The 19123-nt window shown below is 73.4% G+C and carries 17 protein-coding genes; 7 read left to right on the plus strand and 10 right to left on the minus strand.

Translation table 11 applies throughout. The annotated features are described in order from the left end of the window. Nucleotides 1-15 precede the first annotated feature (15 nt). Nucleotides 16-1269 carry a cytochrome P450 family protein gene (locus AC5677_RS33275; RefSeq protein ID WP_497191590.1) on the plus strand — a complete coding sequence of 418 codons (1254 nt, stop codon included), beginning with the start codon at nucleotides 16-18 and terminating at the stop codon, nucleotides 1267-1269. A gap of 218 nt (nucleotides 1270-1487) precedes the next feature. Continuing rightward, on the plus strand, nucleotides 1488-2729 hold the full coding sequence (locus AC5677_RS33280; RefSeq protein ID WP_497191591.1) for a D-alanyl-D-alanine carboxypeptidase family protein: 1242 nt from the start codon (nucleotides 1488-1490) through the stop codon (nucleotides 2727-2729). A 104-nt stretch (nucleotides 2730-2833) separates the two neighbouring features. On the opposite strand, the gene AC5677_RS33285 is transcribed toward AC5677_RS33280, so the two are convergent. The 9 genes from AC5677_RS33285 to AC5677_RS33325 all read right to left on the minus strand — a co-directional run bounded on the left by AC5677_RS33285 (nucleotide 2834) and on the right by AC5677_RS33325 (nucleotide 11099). Further along, nucleotides 2834-3361, minus strand: a complete 528-nt coding sequence (locus AC5677_RS33285) for a DUF309 domain-containing protein (protein WP_497196849.1) — start codon at nucleotides 3359-3361, stop codon at nucleotides 2834-2836. 286 nt (nucleotides 3362-3647) lie between these two features. After that, on the minus strand, nucleotides 3648-4631 hold the full coding sequence (locus AC5677_RS33290) for a TolB-like translocation protein (protein WP_497196850.1): 984 nt from the start codon (nucleotides 4629-4631) through the stop codon (nucleotides 3648-3650). A 179-nt stretch (nucleotides 4632-4810) separates the two neighbouring features. After that, on the minus strand, nucleotides 4811-6103 hold the full coding sequence (locus AC5677_RS33295) for an MFS transporter (RefSeq protein ID WP_497191592.1): 1293 nt from the start codon (nucleotides 6101-6103) through the stop codon (nucleotides 4811-4813). A 44-nt stretch (nucleotides 6104-6147) separates the two neighbouring features. Continuing rightward, nucleotides 6148-7143 carry a metallophosphoesterase family protein gene (locus AC5677_RS33300; RefSeq protein ID WP_497191593.1) on the minus strand — a complete coding sequence of 332 codons (996 nt, stop codon included), beginning with the start codon at nucleotides 7141-7143 and terminating at the stop codon, nucleotides 6148-6150. Between the two features lie 148 nt (nucleotides 7144-7291). Next, entirely contained in the window at nucleotides 7292-7624 is a 333-nt protein-coding gene (locus AC5677_RS33305; RefSeq protein WP_497191594.1) for a DUF427 domain-containing protein, read from the minus strand. 84 nt (nucleotides 7625-7708) lie between these two features. Continuing rightward, the gene (locus AC5677_RS33310; RefSeq protein WP_497191595.1) at nucleotides 7709-8182 is read right to left on the minus strand and encodes a thioesterase family protein; all 474 of its coding nucleotides are present in this window, start codon (nucleotides 8180-8182) and stop codon (nucleotides 7709-7711) included. Then, nucleotides 8179-9192, minus strand: coding sequence for a 3-hydroxyacyl-CoA dehydrogenase NAD-binding domain-containing protein (locus tag AC5677_RS33315; protein WP_497191596.1), 1014 nt, complete (start codon nucleotides 9190-9192; stop codon nucleotides 8179-8181). The genes AC5677_RS33310 and AC5677_RS33315 overlap by 4 nt, the downstream gene beginning before the upstream one ends. A 48-nt stretch (nucleotides 9193-9240) precedes the next feature. Then, complete coding sequence (locus AC5677_RS33320) at nucleotides 9241-10128, minus strand: beta-keto acid cleavage family enzyme (protein WP_497191597.1); 888 nt, start codon at nucleotides 10126-10128, stop codon at nucleotides 9241-9243. 101 nt (nucleotides 10129-10229) lie between these two features. Further along, nucleotides 10230-11099 carry a TetR/AcrR family transcriptional regulator gene (locus tag AC5677_RS33325; RefSeq protein ID WP_497191598.1) on the minus strand — a complete coding sequence of 290 codons (870 nt, stop codon included), beginning with the start codon at nucleotides 11097-11099 and terminating at the stop codon, nucleotides 10230-10232. A gap of 194 nt (nucleotides 11100-11293) precedes the next feature. Between AC5677_RS33325 and AC5677_RS33330 the strand changes: the two genes are divergently transcribed. The 5 genes from AC5677_RS33330 to AC5677_RS33350 all read left to right on the plus strand — a co-directional run bounded on the left by AC5677_RS33330 (nucleotide 11294) and on the right by AC5677_RS33350 (nucleotide 18150). Continuing rightward, the gene (locus AC5677_RS33330) at nucleotides 11294-13357 is read left to right on the plus strand and encodes a SpoIIE family protein phosphatase (RefSeq protein ID WP_497191599.1); all 2064 of its coding nucleotides are present in this window, start codon (nucleotides 11294-11296) and stop codon (nucleotides 13355-13357) included. An 84-nt stretch (nucleotides 13358-13441) separates the two neighbouring features. Beyond that, nucleotides 13442-14845, plus strand: a complete 1404-nt coding sequence (locus AC5677_RS33335; RefSeq protein ID WP_497191600.1) for a type I glutamate--ammonia ligase — start codon at nucleotides 13442-13444, stop codon at nucleotides 14843-14845. Continuing rightward, nucleotides 14845-15999 carry an amidohydrolase family protein gene (locus tag AC5677_RS33340; protein ID WP_497191601.1) on the plus strand — a complete coding sequence of 385 codons (1155 nt, stop codon included), beginning with the start codon at nucleotides 14845-14847 and terminating at the stop codon, nucleotides 15997-15999. The genes AC5677_RS33335 and AC5677_RS33340 overlap by 1 nt, the downstream gene beginning before the upstream one ends. A 166-nt stretch (nucleotides 16000-16165) precedes the next feature. After that, nucleotides 16166-17407, plus strand: a complete 1242-nt coding sequence (locus tag AC5677_RS33345; RefSeq protein WP_497196851.1) for an MFS transporter — start codon at nucleotides 16166-16168, stop codon at nucleotides 17405-17407. Nucleotides 17408-17490: 83 nt separating this feature from the next. Beyond that, nucleotides 17491-18150: a hypothetical protein gene (locus tag AC5677_RS33350; RefSeq protein ID WP_497191602.1), complete on the plus strand. Its 660-nt coding sequence runs from the start codon at nucleotides 17491-17493 to the stop codon at nucleotides 18148-18150. On the opposite strand, the gene AC5677_RS33355 is transcribed toward AC5677_RS33350, so the two are convergent. Next, nucleotides 18144-18851: a L,D-transpeptidase family protein gene (locus AC5677_RS33355; protein ID WP_497196852.1), complete on the minus strand. Its 708-nt coding sequence runs from the start codon at nucleotides 18849-18851 to the stop codon at nucleotides 18144-18146. The genes AC5677_RS33350 and AC5677_RS33355 overlap by 7 nt on opposite strands. Between the last annotated feature and the right edge of the window lie 272 nt (nucleotides 18852-19123).

Raw genomic sequence — 19123 nt, forward strand, 5'->3', positions numbered from 1 at the left:
CTAGAGTCGGGCCCCATGCAGAACACCGCCGAGACCGGCCCCGACGCCCCCATCGACGTGACGCCCCTCCTCGACGATCCCCACACCGCCTACGCGGCGCTGCGCGAGGCGGGCCCGGTGCACCGGATCACCGGCGCGGACGGCAACCCCGCCTGGCTGGTCACTCGTTACGACGACGTCCGCCGCGCCCTCGCCGACCCGAAGCTCGCCCTGGACAAGCGCCATGCCACGCCCGGTAGTTTTCGCGGTCTCGCGCTGCCGCCGGCGCTGGACGCCAATCTGCTGAACATGGATCCGCCGGACCACACCCGCGTACGCCGCCTGGTGGTCAAGGCGTTCACCCCGGGGCGGGTCGACGCGCTGCGGGAGCCCGTACGACGGGTCGCCGACGGACTCCTCGACGCCATGGCCGAACGCGGCGACCGGGCCGATCTGATCGCCGACTACGCGGGGCCGCTGCCCATCATCGTGATCTGCGATCTGCTCGGCGTCCCGCAGCGCGACCGGCACGACTTCCGGGCCTGGACGGACGCCCTGATCACCCCCGACCCCGGCAGGCCGGAGCTGATGAAGCAGTCGGTCGGGGCGATGCTGGCGTTCTTCGCGGGCCTGATCGCCACCAAGCGCGCGGAGCCCGGCGACGATCTGCTCTCGGACCTGATCGCGGTGCGCGACGACGCCACCGGGACGGAAGGCGACCGGCTCACCGAGGACGAGCTGACCTCGCTCGCCTTCCTCATCCTCTTCGCCGGGTACGAGAACACCGTCCACCTCATCGGCAACGCCACCCTCACCCTGCTCGAACGCCCCGCTCTGTGCGACCGGTTGCGCCGCAATCCGGCCGAGCTGCGCACCGCGGTAGAGGAGTTCATGCGCCACGACGGTCCCGCGCCGCTGGCGATCCGGCGCTTCGCCAAGGAGGACCTGGAGATCGGCGGGGTGCGGATCCCGGCGGGCGACAGCGTGCTGCTCGGCATCGCTTCCGCGAACCGCGACCCCGCCCGCTTCCCCGATCCGGACACTTTTGACCACGGCCGGGACGTCTCCGGACACCTGGCGCTGGGCCATGGCATCCACTACTGCCTCGGCGCGCCGCTGGCCCGGATGGAGACCGAGACCGCGCTCGGCGCGCTCCTCGGCCGGTTCCCGGGCCTGCGACTGGCCGTTCCGAAGGAGTCGTTGCAGCACCGACGCGCCCTGCGCGCACATGGCCTGATTTCGCTGCCGGTGGCCTGGGAAACGAGAAACGAACAGGTTTTTGAGGCATAACCACCCGCCGATGCGGTAGAAAGGTCTTGAGCCCGCCCGGTGTGCATCCCCCGTCGCACCGGGCGGGCCGTCGTTTGCAGATGCGACACCGTCTCCCGCGAGACGACGGCAGGGCCCATCGCCCCTCCGCGACGCGACACGCCGAGCGGGCCCCCGCCCCGTGGTCCGTCTGGCGCACCCACGCTGCGGGCCGCAACGGCCGTTCTTAGCGTGACGGCATGGCAACCGACGCGCTGAAAACCACGAAGGCCGCCGCGGTCGCGGCGCTCGCTGCCGCCGGAATCACCCTGACGTCCATACCGGCCGCGGCCCACACCGCAGCCGCCGGGCCCGCGAGCCGTCGGCCCGCCGCGCCGGGCGCGGACGTCCGCGTCGCCGCCGCCCCCGGTGTGCCCGAGCTGCCGGACGGCCTGTCGGCCCGGTCCTGGATGGTCTCCGACGTGGAGACCGGCGACATCCTCGCCGCCAAGGCGCCGCACCGCAGGCTCCCGCCGGCCAGCACCCTCAAGACGCTGTTCGCGGTCACTGCGCTGCCGAAGTTCCCGGCCGGCTCGGTCCGCCGGGTCAGCGCCGAGGACCTGGACGGCGTCGGCGACGGCAGCAGCCTCGTCGGCGTCGAGGAAGGCGAGAGCTACCGGGTCGCCGACCTGTGGCGCGGCGTCTTCCTCCGCTCGGGCAACGACGCCGTGCACGTCCTGGCCTCGATGAACGGCGGCTGGGATGCCACCGCCCAGGAGATGCAGAAGACCGCCCGCAGGCTGGGCGCCCGGGACACCACGGTGAAATCCCCGGACGGCTACGACACGCCGGGCCAGCTCTCCTCGGCGTACGACCTGACCGTCTTCGGCCGCGCCGGGCTCGCCAACGCCGAGTTCGCGCGCTACTGCGCCACCGCCCGCGCCCGCTTCCCCACCCGCGACGGCCTCACCCAGATCGAGAACACCAACCGGATGCTGGCCGGTACGCACGGCCTGACCCCCTACCCCGGGATCATCGGCGTCAAGAACGGCTACACCACCCACGCCGGCAACACCCTCATCGCCGCCGCCCGGCGGGACGGCCGTACGCTGCTGGTCACGGTCATGAACCCGCGGTCCGGCGAGTACAACGCCGTCTACAAGGAGGCCGGAGCCCTCCTCGACTGGGGCTTCGAAAGCGCCGGCAAGGCCCGCCCGATCGACGCCCTGCGCGCGGTACGTGCCGCCCCCGAGAGCCGGACCGCGACAGCTCCCGAGGACCGTGCCGTGCGACGCCCGGTGACCAGCGGCCCCAAGGGAGCCACCCGCACCACCCGCACCATGACCACGGTCGCCACCAAGGCCGACCACGACACGCCCAGGAACTCCGCCACCGCACTGTGGAGCGGCGGTGTCGGCGCCCTGGCGCTCGCGCTGGTCGGCACGCTCGCCTGGCGACGGCACGGCCGCCGCCGCGGGGGCCCGCCGGAGGGGAAGGCCTGAGGCCTGCCTGAGGGGCCGGGGCCGGGGCCGGTCCGGCCCCGGCCCCGGTATCGGGCCAACGGCCCTGCCTACGCGGCCTGTGCGGCCTGTGCGGCCTGTGCGGCCTACGCGGCCCCGGTGCGCAGCCGGGGCGCCGTCCCGGCCGCCGGAACCGGGCCGCCGAGCTCCGGCAGCCTGCCCGTCAAGTCCCTTGCCCAGCGGGCCAGTCCGGCGATGTCGATGCCGTACGGAGCGGAGTCCGCGTACGGGGCGATGGCGCCCGCGCCGCGGTCGAGCAGCGCCACGGCACCCGTGGCGTTGCCCCGCGCCGCATGGGTGAGGCCCACCGCGAGCTGGGCCAGCCCCCGCCACAGCCCGCGCTCCGCCTCCGGTGCGGCCTTCCAGGCGTCCTCCAGCACCTCATGCGCATGGAACGGCATCCCCTCGTCCAGCAGCCGCTGCGCCTCGGTCAGGGCCTGCTCGGGAGTGCGCGGCACCCCCTCGGGCTGCCGCGCCACGCCGGGCGAGTCGTAGGGCAGCGGGCGGCCCAGCCCGTCCCGCGGCCGGGCGTTGCGGGCCCGGCCCTGCTCATCACGGTCCCGGGAACGGGAACGGGAGCCGGGGCGGGATTCCGGGGGCGATGCGGCGGCGATCCCCGTACCGGCACCGCAGTGCTCGCACACCTCGCTGTCCGCGCGCTCGCGGACCCGCCCGCAGGCGTCGCACACCATGTGCAGCCAGCAGGCCGGATCGCCGCCCGTACCGGACCCGCCGGACCTGTCGTTCGTTTCCTCCGCGCCGTTCATCCTTCGATTGTGCGGGGTGCGCGGGGCCTGCGTCTCCTGGGGCGTGCGGGGTGAGGGGACGTGGGGGTGAGGGCGGTCGCGGGGGTGGCGTCCGGGCCGCGACGGACGGACCCGGTCGGGGCGGGAGTCCCGGTCAGCGGACCGGCGCCGGCGAGGAGGCGTCCGGTACGCGCAGGGACGGGCTGCCGCCGCCGTCCGCCGGGACGGTCCAGATGTCGAAGGGCCGGCCGCCGCGGCCCGGCAGGGCGTAGCCGAGGGTGTGGTCGTCCAGCCAGGCGGCCTGGTCGTCCACGCTGTGCGTTTCGGCGAGTGGGTGCTCGCGCATCGTGCGCAGGTCCAGGACGTACAGCCGCCAGGGGCGGGTGGCACCCTCGCGGACCCGTTTCTTGAAGGCGAGGCGGGTGTTGTCGGGGGAGAGGGACGGACATTCGACGTTCTCGCGGAGGGTGCGCGCCGCCCACTTCCGCATATCGCCCTCGACCAGGTACGTCTTCCCCTTCGTCGAGACGGTGGCGTAGAACCGGTTGTCGTCGCGGGCGAAGGTGACGCCCCAGTAGTTGACGTCGGGGGAGTGGTAGCGGCGGCCGTCGAGGGTGAGGGGGATCTCTTCCATGTTCTTGATGAGGTAGCCGGTGCGGGTGTCCAGGATCGAGGTGCGGGTGGAGAACGCGCTGGTGGCGTACGAGTCCCCGGTGGCGAACATCGTCCACGACAGCATCCGGCCGGACGCCGAGATCCGCGCCCGGTTGGGGATGCCGGTGAGCGCGATCCGCCGCTTCTCGCGCAGCCGCCGGTCCAGTACGACGGCGTAGGACCGGGGCGGGATGCCGGGGCGGCGCTGCAGACAGAGGCCGGTGCCCGCGGCGGCGTAGAAGCGCTCGCAGGCGGGACCGCCGGTGGTGCGGGCGGTGCGGGCCGATGCCCGGGAGGAGGCGCCCGTGGGGGCGGGCAGCCGGGCCACCCGGCCGAAACCGGCGCCCGTACTGCGGAAGTACAGCCGGCCGCGGTCCAGGCCGAAGGCCGAGGCGGTGTCGGCCGGTTGGGCGCGCCGGGCGGCGCCCACGGTGTAGACGACGGCGACGGCGGCGAGGAGCGCGGTGGCGGTCGCCACGGCGATGATCCGGGCGCGGAGGGAGAGGGCGGCCGGCGGCGCGGCGGTGCGCGCCGGGAGGGGCCGGTCCGCCTGCTGCGACGGCGGCGGTGTGGACGGCGTTTCGGACACGGGCGTGGGTTCCTTCGGTTCCTTCGGTCCGTTCGGTTCCTTCGGGTCCTTCGGCGGGGCGGACCGGGGGGCGGTCATGGGGGCGTGGGCGCGGACGGGCGCCCTTCCGGCCGCTCCGGGCGTTGTCCGCGCCGGCCGCGGCCGGGAAGCAGCGCGGTGGCCGCCGCGAGCGCCACGGCCAACGCGGCGGCGGCGAGGAACAGCGCGGGCCGGGCGCCCCACAGCGTCCAGGCGGCGCCGAAGCCGGCCGCCGCCAGCAGACGGCACAGCGCCTGGCCGGTCTGCAGCAGCGCCATTCCGCTCGCCCGTCGCGCGGCGGGCAGAACGGGCCCGGCGAGCGCCATCAGGACACCGTCCGTGGCCGCGTAGAACACCCCCAGCAACAGCAGCACGCCCACCAGCAGCACCGGTCCCGCGTCCGTCGCCAGCAGCAGGACGTAGCCGCCGAGGAGCGCCGCATGTCCGCACAGGAAGGGAACCCGCCGCCCGATGCGGTCACCGAGCCGCCCGGCGGGCACCGCGAGCAGCAGATAGACCGCGGCGGCGCCCAGCGGCAGGAGCGGGAACCAGCTCACCGCAAAACCCAGTTGGCGCTGGAGCAGCAGATAGACGAACGAGTCGCCGATGGTCGCCGCGCCGAGGAGCGCCGCGGCCGCGAAGATCCGGCGGAAGGCGGGGTCGCGGAGCGGGGCGGGCCGGCGCGGGACGGCGCGGGGGCGGGGCCCGGTGGCCGGGGCCGCGGGCTGCGCAGTGCGCCCCGGTACGAAGGCGACCAGCAGCAACACCCCCACCAGCCCCACACAGAAGCTGACGACGAACACCGCGTCATACGCATCCGCCGTGGCCCACAGCAGCGCGAACGCGGCGAGCGGGCCCAGCAGGGCGCCGGTGGTGTCCATGGCGCGGTGTACGCCGAACGCCCGGCCGAGCGCGTCCGGCGGGGCGCTGAGCGAGATCAGCGCATCGCGCGGCGCGGTTCGGATGCCCTTGCCGATACGGTCCGCGGCGAGCGACGCGCCGATGCCGGCCGTGCCGCCGCCCGCGAGCAGCAGCCCGAGGCGGGACAGCGCGGAGAGCGCATAGCCCGCCCCGGCGACGAGTTTGTGCCGCCCGCCGCGGTCGGCGGCCTGCCCGCCCAGCAGCCGTACCAGCGCCGTGACACCGTTGTAGAGGCCGTCGAGAAACCCGAACTGGAGGGGCGAGAGACCGAGTTGGAGGACGAAGTAGAGCGGCAGTACGGCGGTGACCATCTCGGAGGAGATGTCCGTGACGAGGCTGACCGCGCCGAGGGCCAGTACCGGCCCCCCGACGCGGCCCCGCGTCACCTTTGCCGCCGTCGCGGCCGCGTCGGTGGTCGCGAGATACATCGTTCAGACCGCCCGTGGTCGCGGTGGCCCGTCCGCCCTGGGGTTCAGTGGCACCGGTAGCTCGGGCTGGTGTCCTTGACGCTGCCGTCCGTGCCCACCAGGTCCCAGGAGAAGCCGTCGTCGGTGAAGTTGAGCTTGACCACGCCGAAGGTGTCGGTCAGCCGCTTCTCGCTGTTCGGCTGCACCTCCTCGATCTTGTACGGGTTCGCGCCGCCCATCCCGCCCAGCAGCTCGACCATCCCGTTCTTGTCGGCCTTGCCGTCCGGGTTCTGCGGCGCGAAGCGCTCGTAGTGATGGTCGTGCCCGTTGAGGATCAGCTCGGCCTTGGCGTCGTAGAGCAGCTTCCAGACCGGGCGGCTGACCGGGTCGTTGCCGTGCTCGCCGGAGGAGAAGAGCGGATGGTGCCAGTAAGCGGCCACGCACTTCTTGGAGTTGGCGGCGAGGTCCGAGGTGAGCCAGTCGGTCTGGGCGGAGTCCAGGTTGTTGGAGTCCAGCGCGATGAAGTGCCAGTTGCCCTGGTCGTAGCTGTAGTAGCTCTTGCCCTTGGGGTAGGCGATATCGCCGAAGTAGGCCTTGTAGCCGGACAGTTCGCCGTCCGGGTCGTAGGTCTCGTGGTTCCCGGCCACCGGGTGCGTCCGGTCCTTGAAGGCGCCCCAGCTGGTGTCGTAGTAGCGCTTGAAGTCCTTCAGCCGGGCGTCGTCGTACTGGTTGTCGCCCATGGTCATGACGAACGCCGGGTTGATCTTCTTCACCAGCGCCGCGGTCTTCGGATGCTCGCAGCCGCTGTCCTCGGCGGTGCACCGCTCGGCGATATCGCCCGCCGCGACGGCCGTGAAGCCGCCGGCCCGTGCGCCCGCCGCCCGGTCCGGTGTGGCGTCGGCCCGGCCGGTGGGCGACCAGAGCACCACCCCGCCGACGAGCGCGAGCGCCGCGCCCGCGGCGGGGAGGCCCCAGCGGGGGGAGGTGGGACCGGTGCGCTTCCCGGGGTGCTTTCCGGTGCGCTTCCTCGGGTGTTTCTCGGCGCGCGGGGTCGACGTCATGTCCGTCTCCTGGGTCGGCGTGGGGGAGCCGTTCCGAGGAATCCTGACGGGAGGCCATGTACGCGTCAAGGAGCTGCGGAGTATTTGTTAGGAAACTTTCCCAACTTCTCCGCCGTCGATCCCGGACCTCGCGTGCGTTCCCGTTGGATCAGCCCAACTCCACCTCGTAGAAGCAGAGATGGTCCTTGATCTCCGCCACCTCGGGGTGCGGCTCAGGGTAGGCCCAGGCGATGTCCTCCGGGCCACCGGGAAGTGACCAGTAGGAGGCGGTGCCCTTGAAGGGGCAGACGGTGTGGGTGTCGGACGGGACGAGTTCGTCGGTGCGGACGTCCTCCGGCGGGAGGTAGTAGCGGACCGGGTAGCCGGTCTCGGAGAGGAGGAGGGGGCGGTGGGTGTCGGCCAGGAGGCGGCCGTTGACGACGACGCGGATGTGCTCGGTGCCCTGGGTGACCTCGATGCGGTGGCCTCGGGTGGTGGCCATGGTGACTCCCTGTCGGTGGTGGGCGGGCGCTGGTCACTCCAGGGTCGCACCGGGCGTGCCCGCGAGGAGCGGGCGGCGCGCGCCTCAGACCTCCCGGATTCCGCGGCCCGCCCACTCCGGCGCGGGGGCGACGAGCGCGCCGAGGCGGGCGCGGGCAGCCTCGGGCAGCGCCGCCGCCCGCCCCGCCCCCTGGTCGACGTGCAGGGTGAACAGCTCCTCCGTCGCCACCGGATCGCCGATCGGCTCGCCGGACGACGCCTCGCAGACATACATCTCGTGCAGGACGCGGACCTTCTTCCCGTCCACCCCCAACACCGTCGTGCGGACGGCGAGTTGGCTGTCCCGGGCGACCTCGTCGAGGTACCGCACATGCGCCTCGACGGTGTAGAGCGAGCAGCCGCTCCCCGCCCGGTAGTCGGCGTCGAGCCCCACCGCATCCATCAGCGCGTCCGTCGCGAAGCCGAAGACCAGGACGTAGTAGGCCTCGCTGAGGTGGCCGTTGTAGTCGATCCACTCGTCCCGGACGGTCTGCCGGAAGAGGGGGAGAGCGGCGCTCATCGCGTGTCGCCCCCCAGCCTGCCGGTCGCGCGCAGCACATCGATCACGCCCTGGTCCCGTTCGGCGACCAGGTCCGCGTACGTACGGTCGCCCGCGGCCGTCGCGCAGCCGTCGACCATCGCATCGCGCAGCGCCCGGTCCAGCTCCGGCGCCTCCAGCCGGGTCCAGGGGGACTTCAGCGACGGGCCGAAGTGGTCGAGCATATGGGCCATGCCGCCCTCGCCGCCGGCCAGCGCGAAGGTCAGGCAGGGGCCCATGAAGGCCCACCGCAGGCCCGGACCCTCGGTTATCGAGGCGTCGATGTCCTCGACGGAGGCCTCGCCGTTGGCGACCATGTGCAGCGCCTCGCGCCACAGCGCCTCCTGGAGGCGGTTGGCGATGAAGCCGGGCAGTTCGCGGTCCATGGTGATGACGGACTTGCCGGCCACGTCGTAGAAGCGGGAGGCCCACGCCACGGCGTCCGCGTCGGTCTGCTCGCCGCCGACGACCTCGACCAGCGGGATGAGGTACGGGGGATTGAACGGGTGGCCCACGACCAGCCGGCCCGCGCCGGCCGTCGCGGCCGCCTCGGTCTGCATATCGGTCATCGGGTAGCCGGAGGTGGACGAGGCGATGGCGACACCCGGGCGGGTGGCGGCGGCCAGCTCCGCCAGCAGCGACCGCTTCAACTCCAGCTTCTCCGGGGCGCTTTCCTGAACGAAGTCGGCGTCGGCGACGGCCTCGGCCAACGTCCCGGCGACCGTCAGACGGTCCGGGGAAGCGCCCTCGGCCAGGCCTATCCGCTCCAGCGCGGGCCAGGCGGCGGCGACCAGACGGCGCAGCCGGTCCTCGGCGTCGTCGGCCGGGTCCCAGGCGGTGACGTCATAGCCACGGGCCAGGAAGTGGGCGACCCAGCCGCCGCCGATGACACCGGCGCCGATGCAGGCCACGCGGCGTACGTCCTCGGGGGCGCAGGGGGCGGCGGGGGAAACGGGGGTGGTTCCGGGGATGCCGGGGGTGGTTTCGGGCATGGGGGAGCGGCTCCAGACGGGGGAGTGGGGGTGGGGGAGGGAGCGGGGTCAGCCGCGCGGCTTCAGGTTGAGCCGGGCCCGCGCCTGGTCCGGCGTGGCGACCGATGCGCCGAGCAACTCCGTGATCTGCACGGCCCGTTCGACCAGCTGGGCGTTGGTGGCCTTGACGCCGCGGCTGAGGTACAGGTTGTCCTCCAGGCCGACCCGGACGTTGCCGCCGAGCAGGATCGACTGGGCGACCCACGGCATCTGCATCCGGCCGAGCGCGAAGCTGGCCCACTGGGCGCCCTCGGGCAGCATGTTCACCATCGACTGGAGCACGCCCGGGTCGGCCGGTGCGCCCCACGGGATGCCCATGCACAGCTGGAAGATCGTCGGGTCGTCGAGGAGCCCCTCGGCCAGCAGCTGCTTGGCGAACCACAGCTGGCCGGTGTCGAAGATCTCCAACTCCGGCCGTACGCCCAGCTCCTGGATGCGCCGGGCGCCGGTCCGCAGCATGTCGGGGGTGGAGACGTAGAGGTTGGAACCGTCGCCGAAGTTGAGCGAGCCGCAGTCCAGGGTGCAGATGTCGGGGAGCAGTTCCTCGACGTGCGGGAGCCGCTCCAGGCCGCTGACCAGGTCGGTACCGGGCAGCTGCGTCAGCGGGGCGTCGGGGTCGATCACCAGGTCGCCGCCCATGCCGGCGGTGAGGTTGATGACGACGTCGGTGCCGGTCTGCTTGATGCGGTCCACGACCTCGGCGTACAGCCGCGGGTCGCGCGAGGGGGCGCCGGTCTCGGGGTCGCGTACGTGGATGTGCACCACCGCGGCGCCGGCGTCCGCCGCCTCGACGGCCGACTCGGCGATCTGCCGGGGCGTCACGGGGACGTGCGGGGAGCGGCGGACGGTGTCACCGGCGCCGGTCAGCGCGCAGGTGATGATGACCTCGTTGTTCACGGGGTTCCCTTCTCTGGGGCCGGTGGGGGACCGGCGGCGGGCAGGGGTGATCTCGGCGCCGGCCGGTGCGGGCCCGGCGGCGGCCGGTGGTGGGCCCGGTGTCAGCCGGGCGTGAGCTCGCTCTCGACGAAGGCGAGGAGCGCGGCGTGCATGGTGTCGGGGGAGGTGCTGTCCGGGGCGGTGGCCAGCACCTGGGTGGCCAGGCCGTCGATCAGCGCGGTCAGGCGGAGCGCGGTGAACTCGGGATCCAGCGGGCGGAAGACGCCTTGGGCGACACCCCGCCGCAGGACGTCGGCGACCGTGGTGCGCCACTGCCGGTAGTAGTGCTCGTGCAGCCGGCCGACGGCGGTGGAGCGGGCGGCCTGCGCCCACAGGTCGAGCCAGACCAGCCACTGCCGGCGCTGCTGAGCGGTGCGCGGGGTCTGCAGCGCGATCAGATGCAGCAGTTCGGCGCGGGCGTCGGCGGCCTCGGCCAGGCCCGCGGCGCGGCGTTCGGTGTCCTCGTCCATGCACCAGCGCACGGCCGCCTCGAGCAGTTCGTCGCGGCCGGGGAAGTGGTAGTGCACGGCGGCGGTGCTCGTACCGCAGGCGGCCGCGATATCGGCGACCCGGACGCCGTGGAAGCCGTGCTCGGCGATCAGCCGTACGGTCTCCCGCACGATCTGCAGCGGCCGGCCGCCCTCGGGCACCGCGGCCGGCTCGCGGCCCGGCGGCGGCGCCGGGCGCTCCGGGGCGCCGAGCAGCCAGCCGGTCTCCACGCCGCCGATATCGGCGATGCGCACGATCTCGGCGAGCGTGAAGCGCCGGGTGCCGCCGAGCGACCTGGACAGCTTCGAGGGGTCCATGACCATCCGGCGGGCGAACTCGCGACGGCTGCAGCCGAGCCGGTCGATCACCTGCCGGACACGGTCCGTGATGTCTCCGGCCTCATCGGCGACCCGGGCTCCGGGATCCGAGGCGTCTTCCTTCATGGTCGGGGACCGTAACAGTGTGTTGAGAACTTCGCAACGAGCAGGGCGCGGGATGAAGGCAGATGGGCCTGTTCTTTGGGGGTGCGCACGGGTGCGTGATGAGGTGACTGATGCACGAGTCAGGTGCGGGGCGGATGTGGCGGACAATTCCGCTGGAGCAGCAGAAAGGAGGGGGAATGTGGCAAAGTGACGACATGGCTGATCGGGGAGCGAAGCGCCCCACCGTGTCGGTGCCGGACGACTGGCCCGCCCACCCGGACCTGACCCTGGCTCTCAACGGCATGGGCGGCTTCGACTGGGACCTCGACAGCGGGCTGATGCACATGGACGCGCCCGCCCTTGAGGTCTACGACATGCTGCCGGCGGAGTACGACGACCGCCCGGACACCCTCAGCTGCCGTGTCCCGGCCCACGAGGCGGCCCGCCTGGACGCCCTGGTGGCCCGCGCCCTCAAGGACGGCAGCGACTCCTACGGCGCCTATTTCCGGGTACGGCTGCGCGACGGCGAGCTGCGCTGGACGCACGCCCAGGGCAGCATCCGCCGCGACCCCACCGGCAGACCCCGCCGGATCATCGGCGTGGTCCGCGACGCCACCGACGAATACACCCACGCGGCGGAGCGGCTCGCGGTCGACGAGGAGCGGCGGCGGCACACCAGCGTCGTGGAGCGCGTCACCGCCGCCCTGTCGCACGCCCGGACGGTCGGCGAGGTCATCGCCGTACTCGCCGATGAACAGGGACTGGACCGGCTGGGCGCGGAGAACGTCATCCTCGGACTGGTCGAGGCGGGGCACATCCGGCTGGTGTCGGAGGGCAAGGCGGGCAGTTACGTACCGGACCTGGAGTACACGCGGGTCGGCGACGAGTTCCCGATGAGCGAGGTCGTGCGCACCCTCACCCCGCGTTATGTGCGCAGCCGCAAGGAATTCCAGTACGGCTACCCGCGGCTGTGGCACGCCATCGAACCGCTGAACGTGAATTCCGCCGCGTATCTGCCACTGATCGCCCAGGGCCGCCTCATCGCCGTGATCGGGCTGTTCTTCGAGCGGGAGAGCGAATTCCGCGACCAGGAGCGCAATGTCCTGCTCGCGCTCGGCAGCAGCATCGCGCAGAGCCTGGCCCGCGCCATGCTCTACGACCAGGAGCACGATCTCGCCGCGGGCCTCCAGCAGGCCATGCTGCCCCGCCGGATCCCCGGCGTCCCCGGCGCCCAGGTGGCGGTGCGCTACCGCTCCGCCCGGATGGGCCGGGACATCGGCGGCGACTGGTACGACGTGATCCCGCTGCCCGACGGCCGGGTCGCCGCCGTCATCGGCGACGTCCAGGGGCACGACACCCAGGCCGCCGCCCTCATGGGCCAGCTGCGGATCGTCCTGCGCGCCTACGCCGCCGAAGGGCATGCGCCCGCGACCGTCATGGCGCGCGCCTCCGCCTTCCTGAACGAACTCGACACCGACCGCTTCGCCACCTGCATCTACGTCGACGCGGACCTGAGCACCGGAGCCGCCCGGTTCGTCCGGGCCGGACACATCGACCCGCTGCTGCGGCACGCCGAGGGCATCTGCCGCCGCCTGCCGGTGGCCGGCGGGCTGCCGCTCGGCATCGCCTCCGAGTTCGTGCGGCTCGACTACCCCGTCACGACCGTCCATCTCGCCCCCGGCGACACCCTCGTGCTGTGCACCGACGGCCTGGTCGAGCAGCCCGGCATCGATCTCGACGACGGGATGCACGATCTGGCCCGAGAGATCCGCGAGGGCCCGCAGGACGTCCAGCAACTGGCCGACCGGCTGTGCTGTGCGCTGGACGAGGCCCCCGGCGAGGACGATATGGCGCTGCTGCTGCTCCGGCGCCTGGGCGCACCCGAGCACGACACCGTCGGCCGCTTCCGGCAGCACATCCCGCCCGCCGACCCCGAAGCGCTGTCCGCCGCCCGGCACATGATCCGCGCCGCCGTACGGGCCTGGGGCGCCCGCGAACGCTCCGAGGAGATCGAGCTGGTCGCCGACGAGCTGATCACCAACGCCCTGCTGCACACCGACGGCGAGGCGATCGTCAACATCCGCATGCCGCACAGCGCCATGCGGCGGCTGCGCCTGGAGGTCGAGGACCACTCCAGCAGCCTGCCGCGGCGCCGCGAACCGGGCGAGGCCGGGGTTTCGGGACGCGGGCTGCTGCTGGTGGACCGGCTGGCAGATGTCTGGGGTGTGGAACCGCGCGGCACCGGAAAGTGCGTATGGTGCGAGTTCAACTGCCCCTGACCGGGAAGGCACTGAGCCGCACCGGCACCGGCGGGATCGGGCGCCGAGTCATCGGCACGGCCAAGTGAGGACGGTAGGACGGTTATGGGAGCGCCGCAGGATGCGGAACGGCACGGGTACACCCGCGAGGTGGCGGCGCTGCTGGACGCCGAAGGCGTCCGTAACATCGCACTGACCTGGGTGGACAACGCGGGTATCGTGCGCGCCAAGGCCGTTCCGGCCGAGCGCCTGGCACACGCCGTCCGCCGCGGCGTCGGCATGTCGCCCGTCTTCGACGTCTTCACCTCCGAGGACGCCGTCACCGCATCCGAGCACCTCGGCGGACCCACCGGCGACCTGCGGCTCTTCCCCGACCTCGAACGCCTCACCGTACTCGCCGCGCAGCCCGGCTGGGCCTGGGCCCCGGCGGACCGGTTCGACCAGGAAGGCCGGCCGCACCCCGCGTGCCAGCGGCAGTTCGCCCGCGCGATGGCCGAGCGCGCCGCGGCGGCCGGCATCGACGTGCGGATGGGTTTCGAGACCGAATGGGTCGTCACCCGCGCGCCCAAGGGCCACGATCCGGCCACGAACGGCGCGCTCGAGGCCCTCGACCACCCCTGCGCGGGACCCGCGTACGGCATGACCCGGATCGTCGAGCTCTCCGACTACCTCCGCGATGTCACCGAAGCGCTGACCCTCCAGGGCATCGAGGTCCACCAGATCCACCCCGAGTACGCGCCCGGCCAGTTCGAGGTGAGCTGCGCCCCCGGCGACCCGGTGCGCGCCGCCGACGACGCCGTCCTGGTGCGCGAGACGATCCGCGCCGTCTCCGTCCGGCACGGACTGCGCGCCTCCTTCGCCCCGGCCGTCACGGCCGGAGAGGTCGGCAACGGCTGCCACCTCCACCTCAGCCTCAACCGCGACGGGAAGAGCCTGCACCGCACCCCGGACGCCGCATGGGGCCTGGCGCCCGACGCGGTCGCCTTCCTCGGCGGCGTCTTCGGCGCCCTGCCCGCCCTGCTCGCCGTCGGCTGCCCCTCGCCCGCCAGCTATCTGCGGCTGCAGCCCTCCCACTGGGCCGGCGTCTACCAGTGCTGGGGCGTGGAGAACCGCGAGGCGGCGCTGCGGCTGATCACCGGCGCCCCGGACGACCCGGACGGCGGCAGCGCGGAGATCAAGACCTTCGACGGCGCCGCCAACCCCTACCTCGCCGTCGGCGCCGTCATCGCCGCCGGACTGCACGGCATCGAGACCGGGGCGCAGCTGCCCGCGCCGGAGGACGAGGACCCGGGCGTCCTCGGCGTCCGCGAGCGGGCCCGGCGCGGCATCGTCCGGCTGCCCGGCACCCTGACGGAGGCCGCCGACCGGTTCGAGAAGTCGGCGCCGCTGCAGGAGGCGATGGGCAAGGTGCTGCACGGCGCGGTGCTCGCCGTACGGCGCGCCGAGGAGGCCCGCTTCGCCGAGGCCGACGCCGAGGAGCTGGTCGCCGCCACCCGCTGGCGCTGGTGATGACGGCGAACGCCCCGGGGACCGTCCCCGGACCGGACGACGGCCTGCCGCCGCTGGTGGACCACCACTGCCACGGAGTGCTCCGGCACGAACCGGACCCCGGGACGTTCGCCGCCTATCTCACCGAATCCGACCGCGCGCCCGCCGCGGGCACCAGCTTCTTCGACACCCAGACCGGCTTCGCGGTCCGCCGCTGGTGCCCGCCGCTGCTCGACCTGCCCGCCCACTGCCCGCCCGACCGCTATCTGGCCCGCCGCCGCGACCTCGGCCCGGAGGAGACCCGCCGCCGGCTGCTGGGCGCCACCGGCATCGGCGCCTACCTCGTCGACACCGGACTGCCCGGCGACCTCACCGACCCCGCCGAGACCGCGCGGGCCGGGCGCGGCACCGGCTACGAGGTCGTCCGGCTGGAGGCGCTGGCCGAACGCGCCGCCCTCGGCGCACGGGACGCCGAGGAGTTCACCGGCACCCTCGACGCCGCGATCCGGGACGCGGCACGCACCGCCGTCGCCTTCAAATCCGTCGTCGCCTACCGCCACGGCCTCGCCCTCGACCCGCTGCCGCCGACCCCGCACGCGGTGCACACCGCCGTCCGCGACTGGATGGCCGCCGGGCTGCCCCGCCTCACCGACCCCGTCCTGCTGCGCCACCTCGTCTGGCAGGCCGTCGCCACCGGCCGCCCGCTCCAGCTGCACACCGGCTTCGGCGACCCCGACCTGCGCCTCGACCGGGCCGACCCGGCGCTGCTCACCGACCTCGTACGGGCCACCGCCGGCACCGGCACCGATCTGGTGCTGCTGCACTGCTACCCGTACCACCGCCAGGCCGCCTACCTCGCCGCCGTCTTCCCGCACGTCTACGCCGACGTCGGGCTGACGCTGACCCATATCGGCCCCCGTGCCACGGCCGTCCTCGCCGAATTCCTGGAGCTCGTCCCCTTCGGCAAACTGCTCTTCTCCACCGACGCGTACGGCCTCCCGGAGCTCTATCTGGTCGGCAGCGCCCTGTTCCGCACCGCGCTCGCCTCCGTACTCGGCGACTGGACCGCCTCCGGGGCCTGGTCGGCCGACGATGCGCGCCGGGTGGGCGCGATGATCGCGGCGGACAACGCGCGACGGGTGTACGGCCTCCCGGCGGGCCCGCACGCCGCGTAAGGGGCGCACCTGCCCGGCGCCACTTCCCGCCCTGCCGTCGAACGCGCCCCGGCGGCGTGCTTTACTGCGCCGCGTGCCCCCTACAACGACCTCCGGCGAGACGTCGGGAGAGACCTCCGGCGAGACGACCGGCAAACCGACCGACGCGAGCCGGACGAAGCGCGAAATACCCCTGCGTTCCCGGATATTCGCAGATCTGACCCCGCTGCGCACCTCCCCGGACTACCGCCGACTGTGGTGCGGCAACACCGTCTCCTGGATGGGCCAGCAGATGACCGCCCTCGCGGTCTCCCTCCAGGTCTACGCCCTCACCCGGTCCACCTTCTCGGTCGGCCTGGTGGGCCTGTGCTCGCTGATCCCGCTGGTCGTCTTCGGGCTCTACGGCGGCGCCATCGCCGACACCGTCGACCGCCGCAAACTGGGGCTGTTCAGCGCCTTTGGCGCCACCGTGATGTCCATCGTGCTGGCGACCGCCGCACTGGCCGGCTACCACCGGGTCTGGCTGCTCTACACCGTGGTCGCCCTCCAGGCCGTCTGCTTCGCGATGAACTCCCCGGCCCGCTCCTCGATGATCCCCCGCCTGCTGCCCACCGAGCAGCTGCCCGCCGCCAACGCCCTCAACTCGCTGACCAGCAACCTCGGCCTGATGGGCGGCCCGATGCTCGGCGGCGTGATCGTCGGCCTGTGGGGCTACCAGGCGGCGTACCTCATCGACGTGGCGGCCTTCACCGGCTCCCTCTACGCGATGTGGCGACTGCCCGCCATGCGCCCCGACCAGGGCGAGGGACCCCGCCGCCGCGCCTCCGTCCTCGACGGGCTCCGCTTCCTCGCCACCCGCCCCAACCTCCGCATGACGTTCTTCTCCGACCTGGCCGCGATGGTGCTCGCCCAGCCGCGCGCCCTCTTCCCCGCGGTCGCGGTCCTCTGGTTCGCCGGCGACGCCAAGACCGTCGGCCTGCTGGTCGCCGCGCCCGCGGTGGGCGCCGTTCTGGGCGGGCTGTTCTCCGGCTGGCTCGGCGGGATCCGGCGCCACGGCCTGGCCATCCTGATCGCGGTGGCCGCCTGGGGCGCCGCCATCGCCGCCTTCGGCCTCTCCCGCCATCTGTGGCTCGGACTGTTCTTCCTCGCCGTCGCGGGCTGCGCGGACACCGTCTCCATGGTGTTCCGCAGCACCATGCTCCAGGCCGCGACGCCGGACGCGATGCGCGGCCGTCTCCAGGGCGTCTTCATCGTGGTGGTCGCGGGCGGCCCGCGGCTCGGCGACTTCCTCGCCGGCTCCGCGGCCGATCTGACCTCACCCGCCACCGCGGTGATCGGCGGCGGTCTCGCCTGCGTCCTGGTCGTCACCGGACTCGGCCTCGGGCGCCGCGCCTTCGCCCGCTACGACGCGCGCGACCCTCAGCCCTGACGTGCTTCCATGGCGCGGGCGAAAGCGGTGGCCCGCACGGACAGCAAGGCGCACGGCCGGAAGGCCGGACAGGGGGAGGGCGGATGTGGGACCTGGACGAGCTGTGGCTGGAGGGTTCGGTCATGGCGGTGCTGCACGCGGCCGGGCCGGAGCAGGGCTACTGGGTCGAGGACAGCGGGCTGCAGCATGACGACGGCAGCAGCAACTGGTGGCAGCTGATGCCGCTCGGCAACGGCCGGGCGGTCGTCCTGGGCAAGGACCACGAACTGCCCGGGGACCTCTACGACGACCTGCCGGGAGCCCTTGCCGACGGGCACCGATGGCTCAGGGACGCATGGGAGCGCGCGGACGGCCCCCTGCGCGCCACGGTGCGTTCCAGGGCACCCATCGGCTTCTTCTTCTGGACGGATGCGGACGGTACCTGGGGCAATGTGCCCACGGACGACACGCAGGACGACGGCAGCGGACTCGTCGTCGCTCCGTACGACGCCCACGGCGACCGGCTCTTCGAGCGGTACGACGGGGCCGGCGACCTGACGGAGGCCCATGCCTTCGCCGATGCGCTGTTCGCCGCGGCGCGCGCCGGCACGCTGGACGCCGAAACCCTCCTGCCCGTACTGCGCCGCGCCGACCCGGACCGCACCCGCCCCTTCGACCTCGATGCCGCGCTGAAGGTCGCAGCCCTGGCGGGGCTCACTCCCGGCACCCGCAGGCCCGCCTTTCCCTCCGCCGCGGGTCAGTAGCGGGTGATCGCCGTCGGCCCGTACGCCGTCCCGATGGCGATATGCGGCTCCTCGGACGGCCGCACCCAGGACAGGATCCGCGCCATCGCGTCGGCCGGTACGGACACACAACCTGCCGTCGCGCCCTTCCCGTTGATGTGCAGGAAGATCCCCGCGCCGCGGCCGTGCACCGGGCGGTGGTAGTTGAACCCGATGACCAGCGCCCGGCCGTACTGGGTCGGATAGTCCGCCAGCCGCTCCGACTCGCCGGCCGCGCAGTCCTGGGGGAGGGGCTCCACCCAGCGGTTGTAGGAGGCCGAGGCGTTGTCCTCGCACCACCAGGAGTCCGGGCCGACCCGGCGGTAGGGGACCGCGGTGCCGGCCGGGGCCGGGTCGTTCCCGAAGCCGTACGGCAGGTCGTACAGCCCGGTCGGGGTGGTGGAGGTGCCCTGCTCGCGGGTGCTGCCCTCGGTCAGGCCGGCGGACCCGAAACGGGCGGGCGCCGAACCGACTTCCCGCCATCGGCCGTGGTGCCGCTGCCACCACGTCACGCTCCCGGTGGTGTCGCCCGTGGTGGGCGCGCGGGCGGTGATCAGCTGCGTGCCGCCTCCGGTGTCGGCCATGCGGTACGGGAGCGGGAGGGGAGCGGCCTGGGCGGGGGCGGCGAGGGTGAGCAGCAGCGTGGCGCAGGCCGCCGAGAACAGCGCCGTGCCGCTCCGCATACGGGACCGGATCGTCATGGGCATGACGACAATGTAGAGCGCGGCACGGGGAGCGGGCGCCGCCCAATCGAGTCACATCGGCCCGGCCGGGACCCACCCGGCCGCCTGCGTGATCCATCCGGGGGCAATCCATGGTGCGCCGGTGCCTTGAACGGGCCAAACTCGGGTACGGGGGCCAATGTGCCACTAGACGTCTCATTCTGGAGGCCCCCAGTGCAGCGGCAACCGCTCACGCGCAGCGACCACACGCGCGACCGCGATCCCCAGCCCGT

This window comes from Streptomyces sp. JLSY215 (assembly GCF_059682825.1).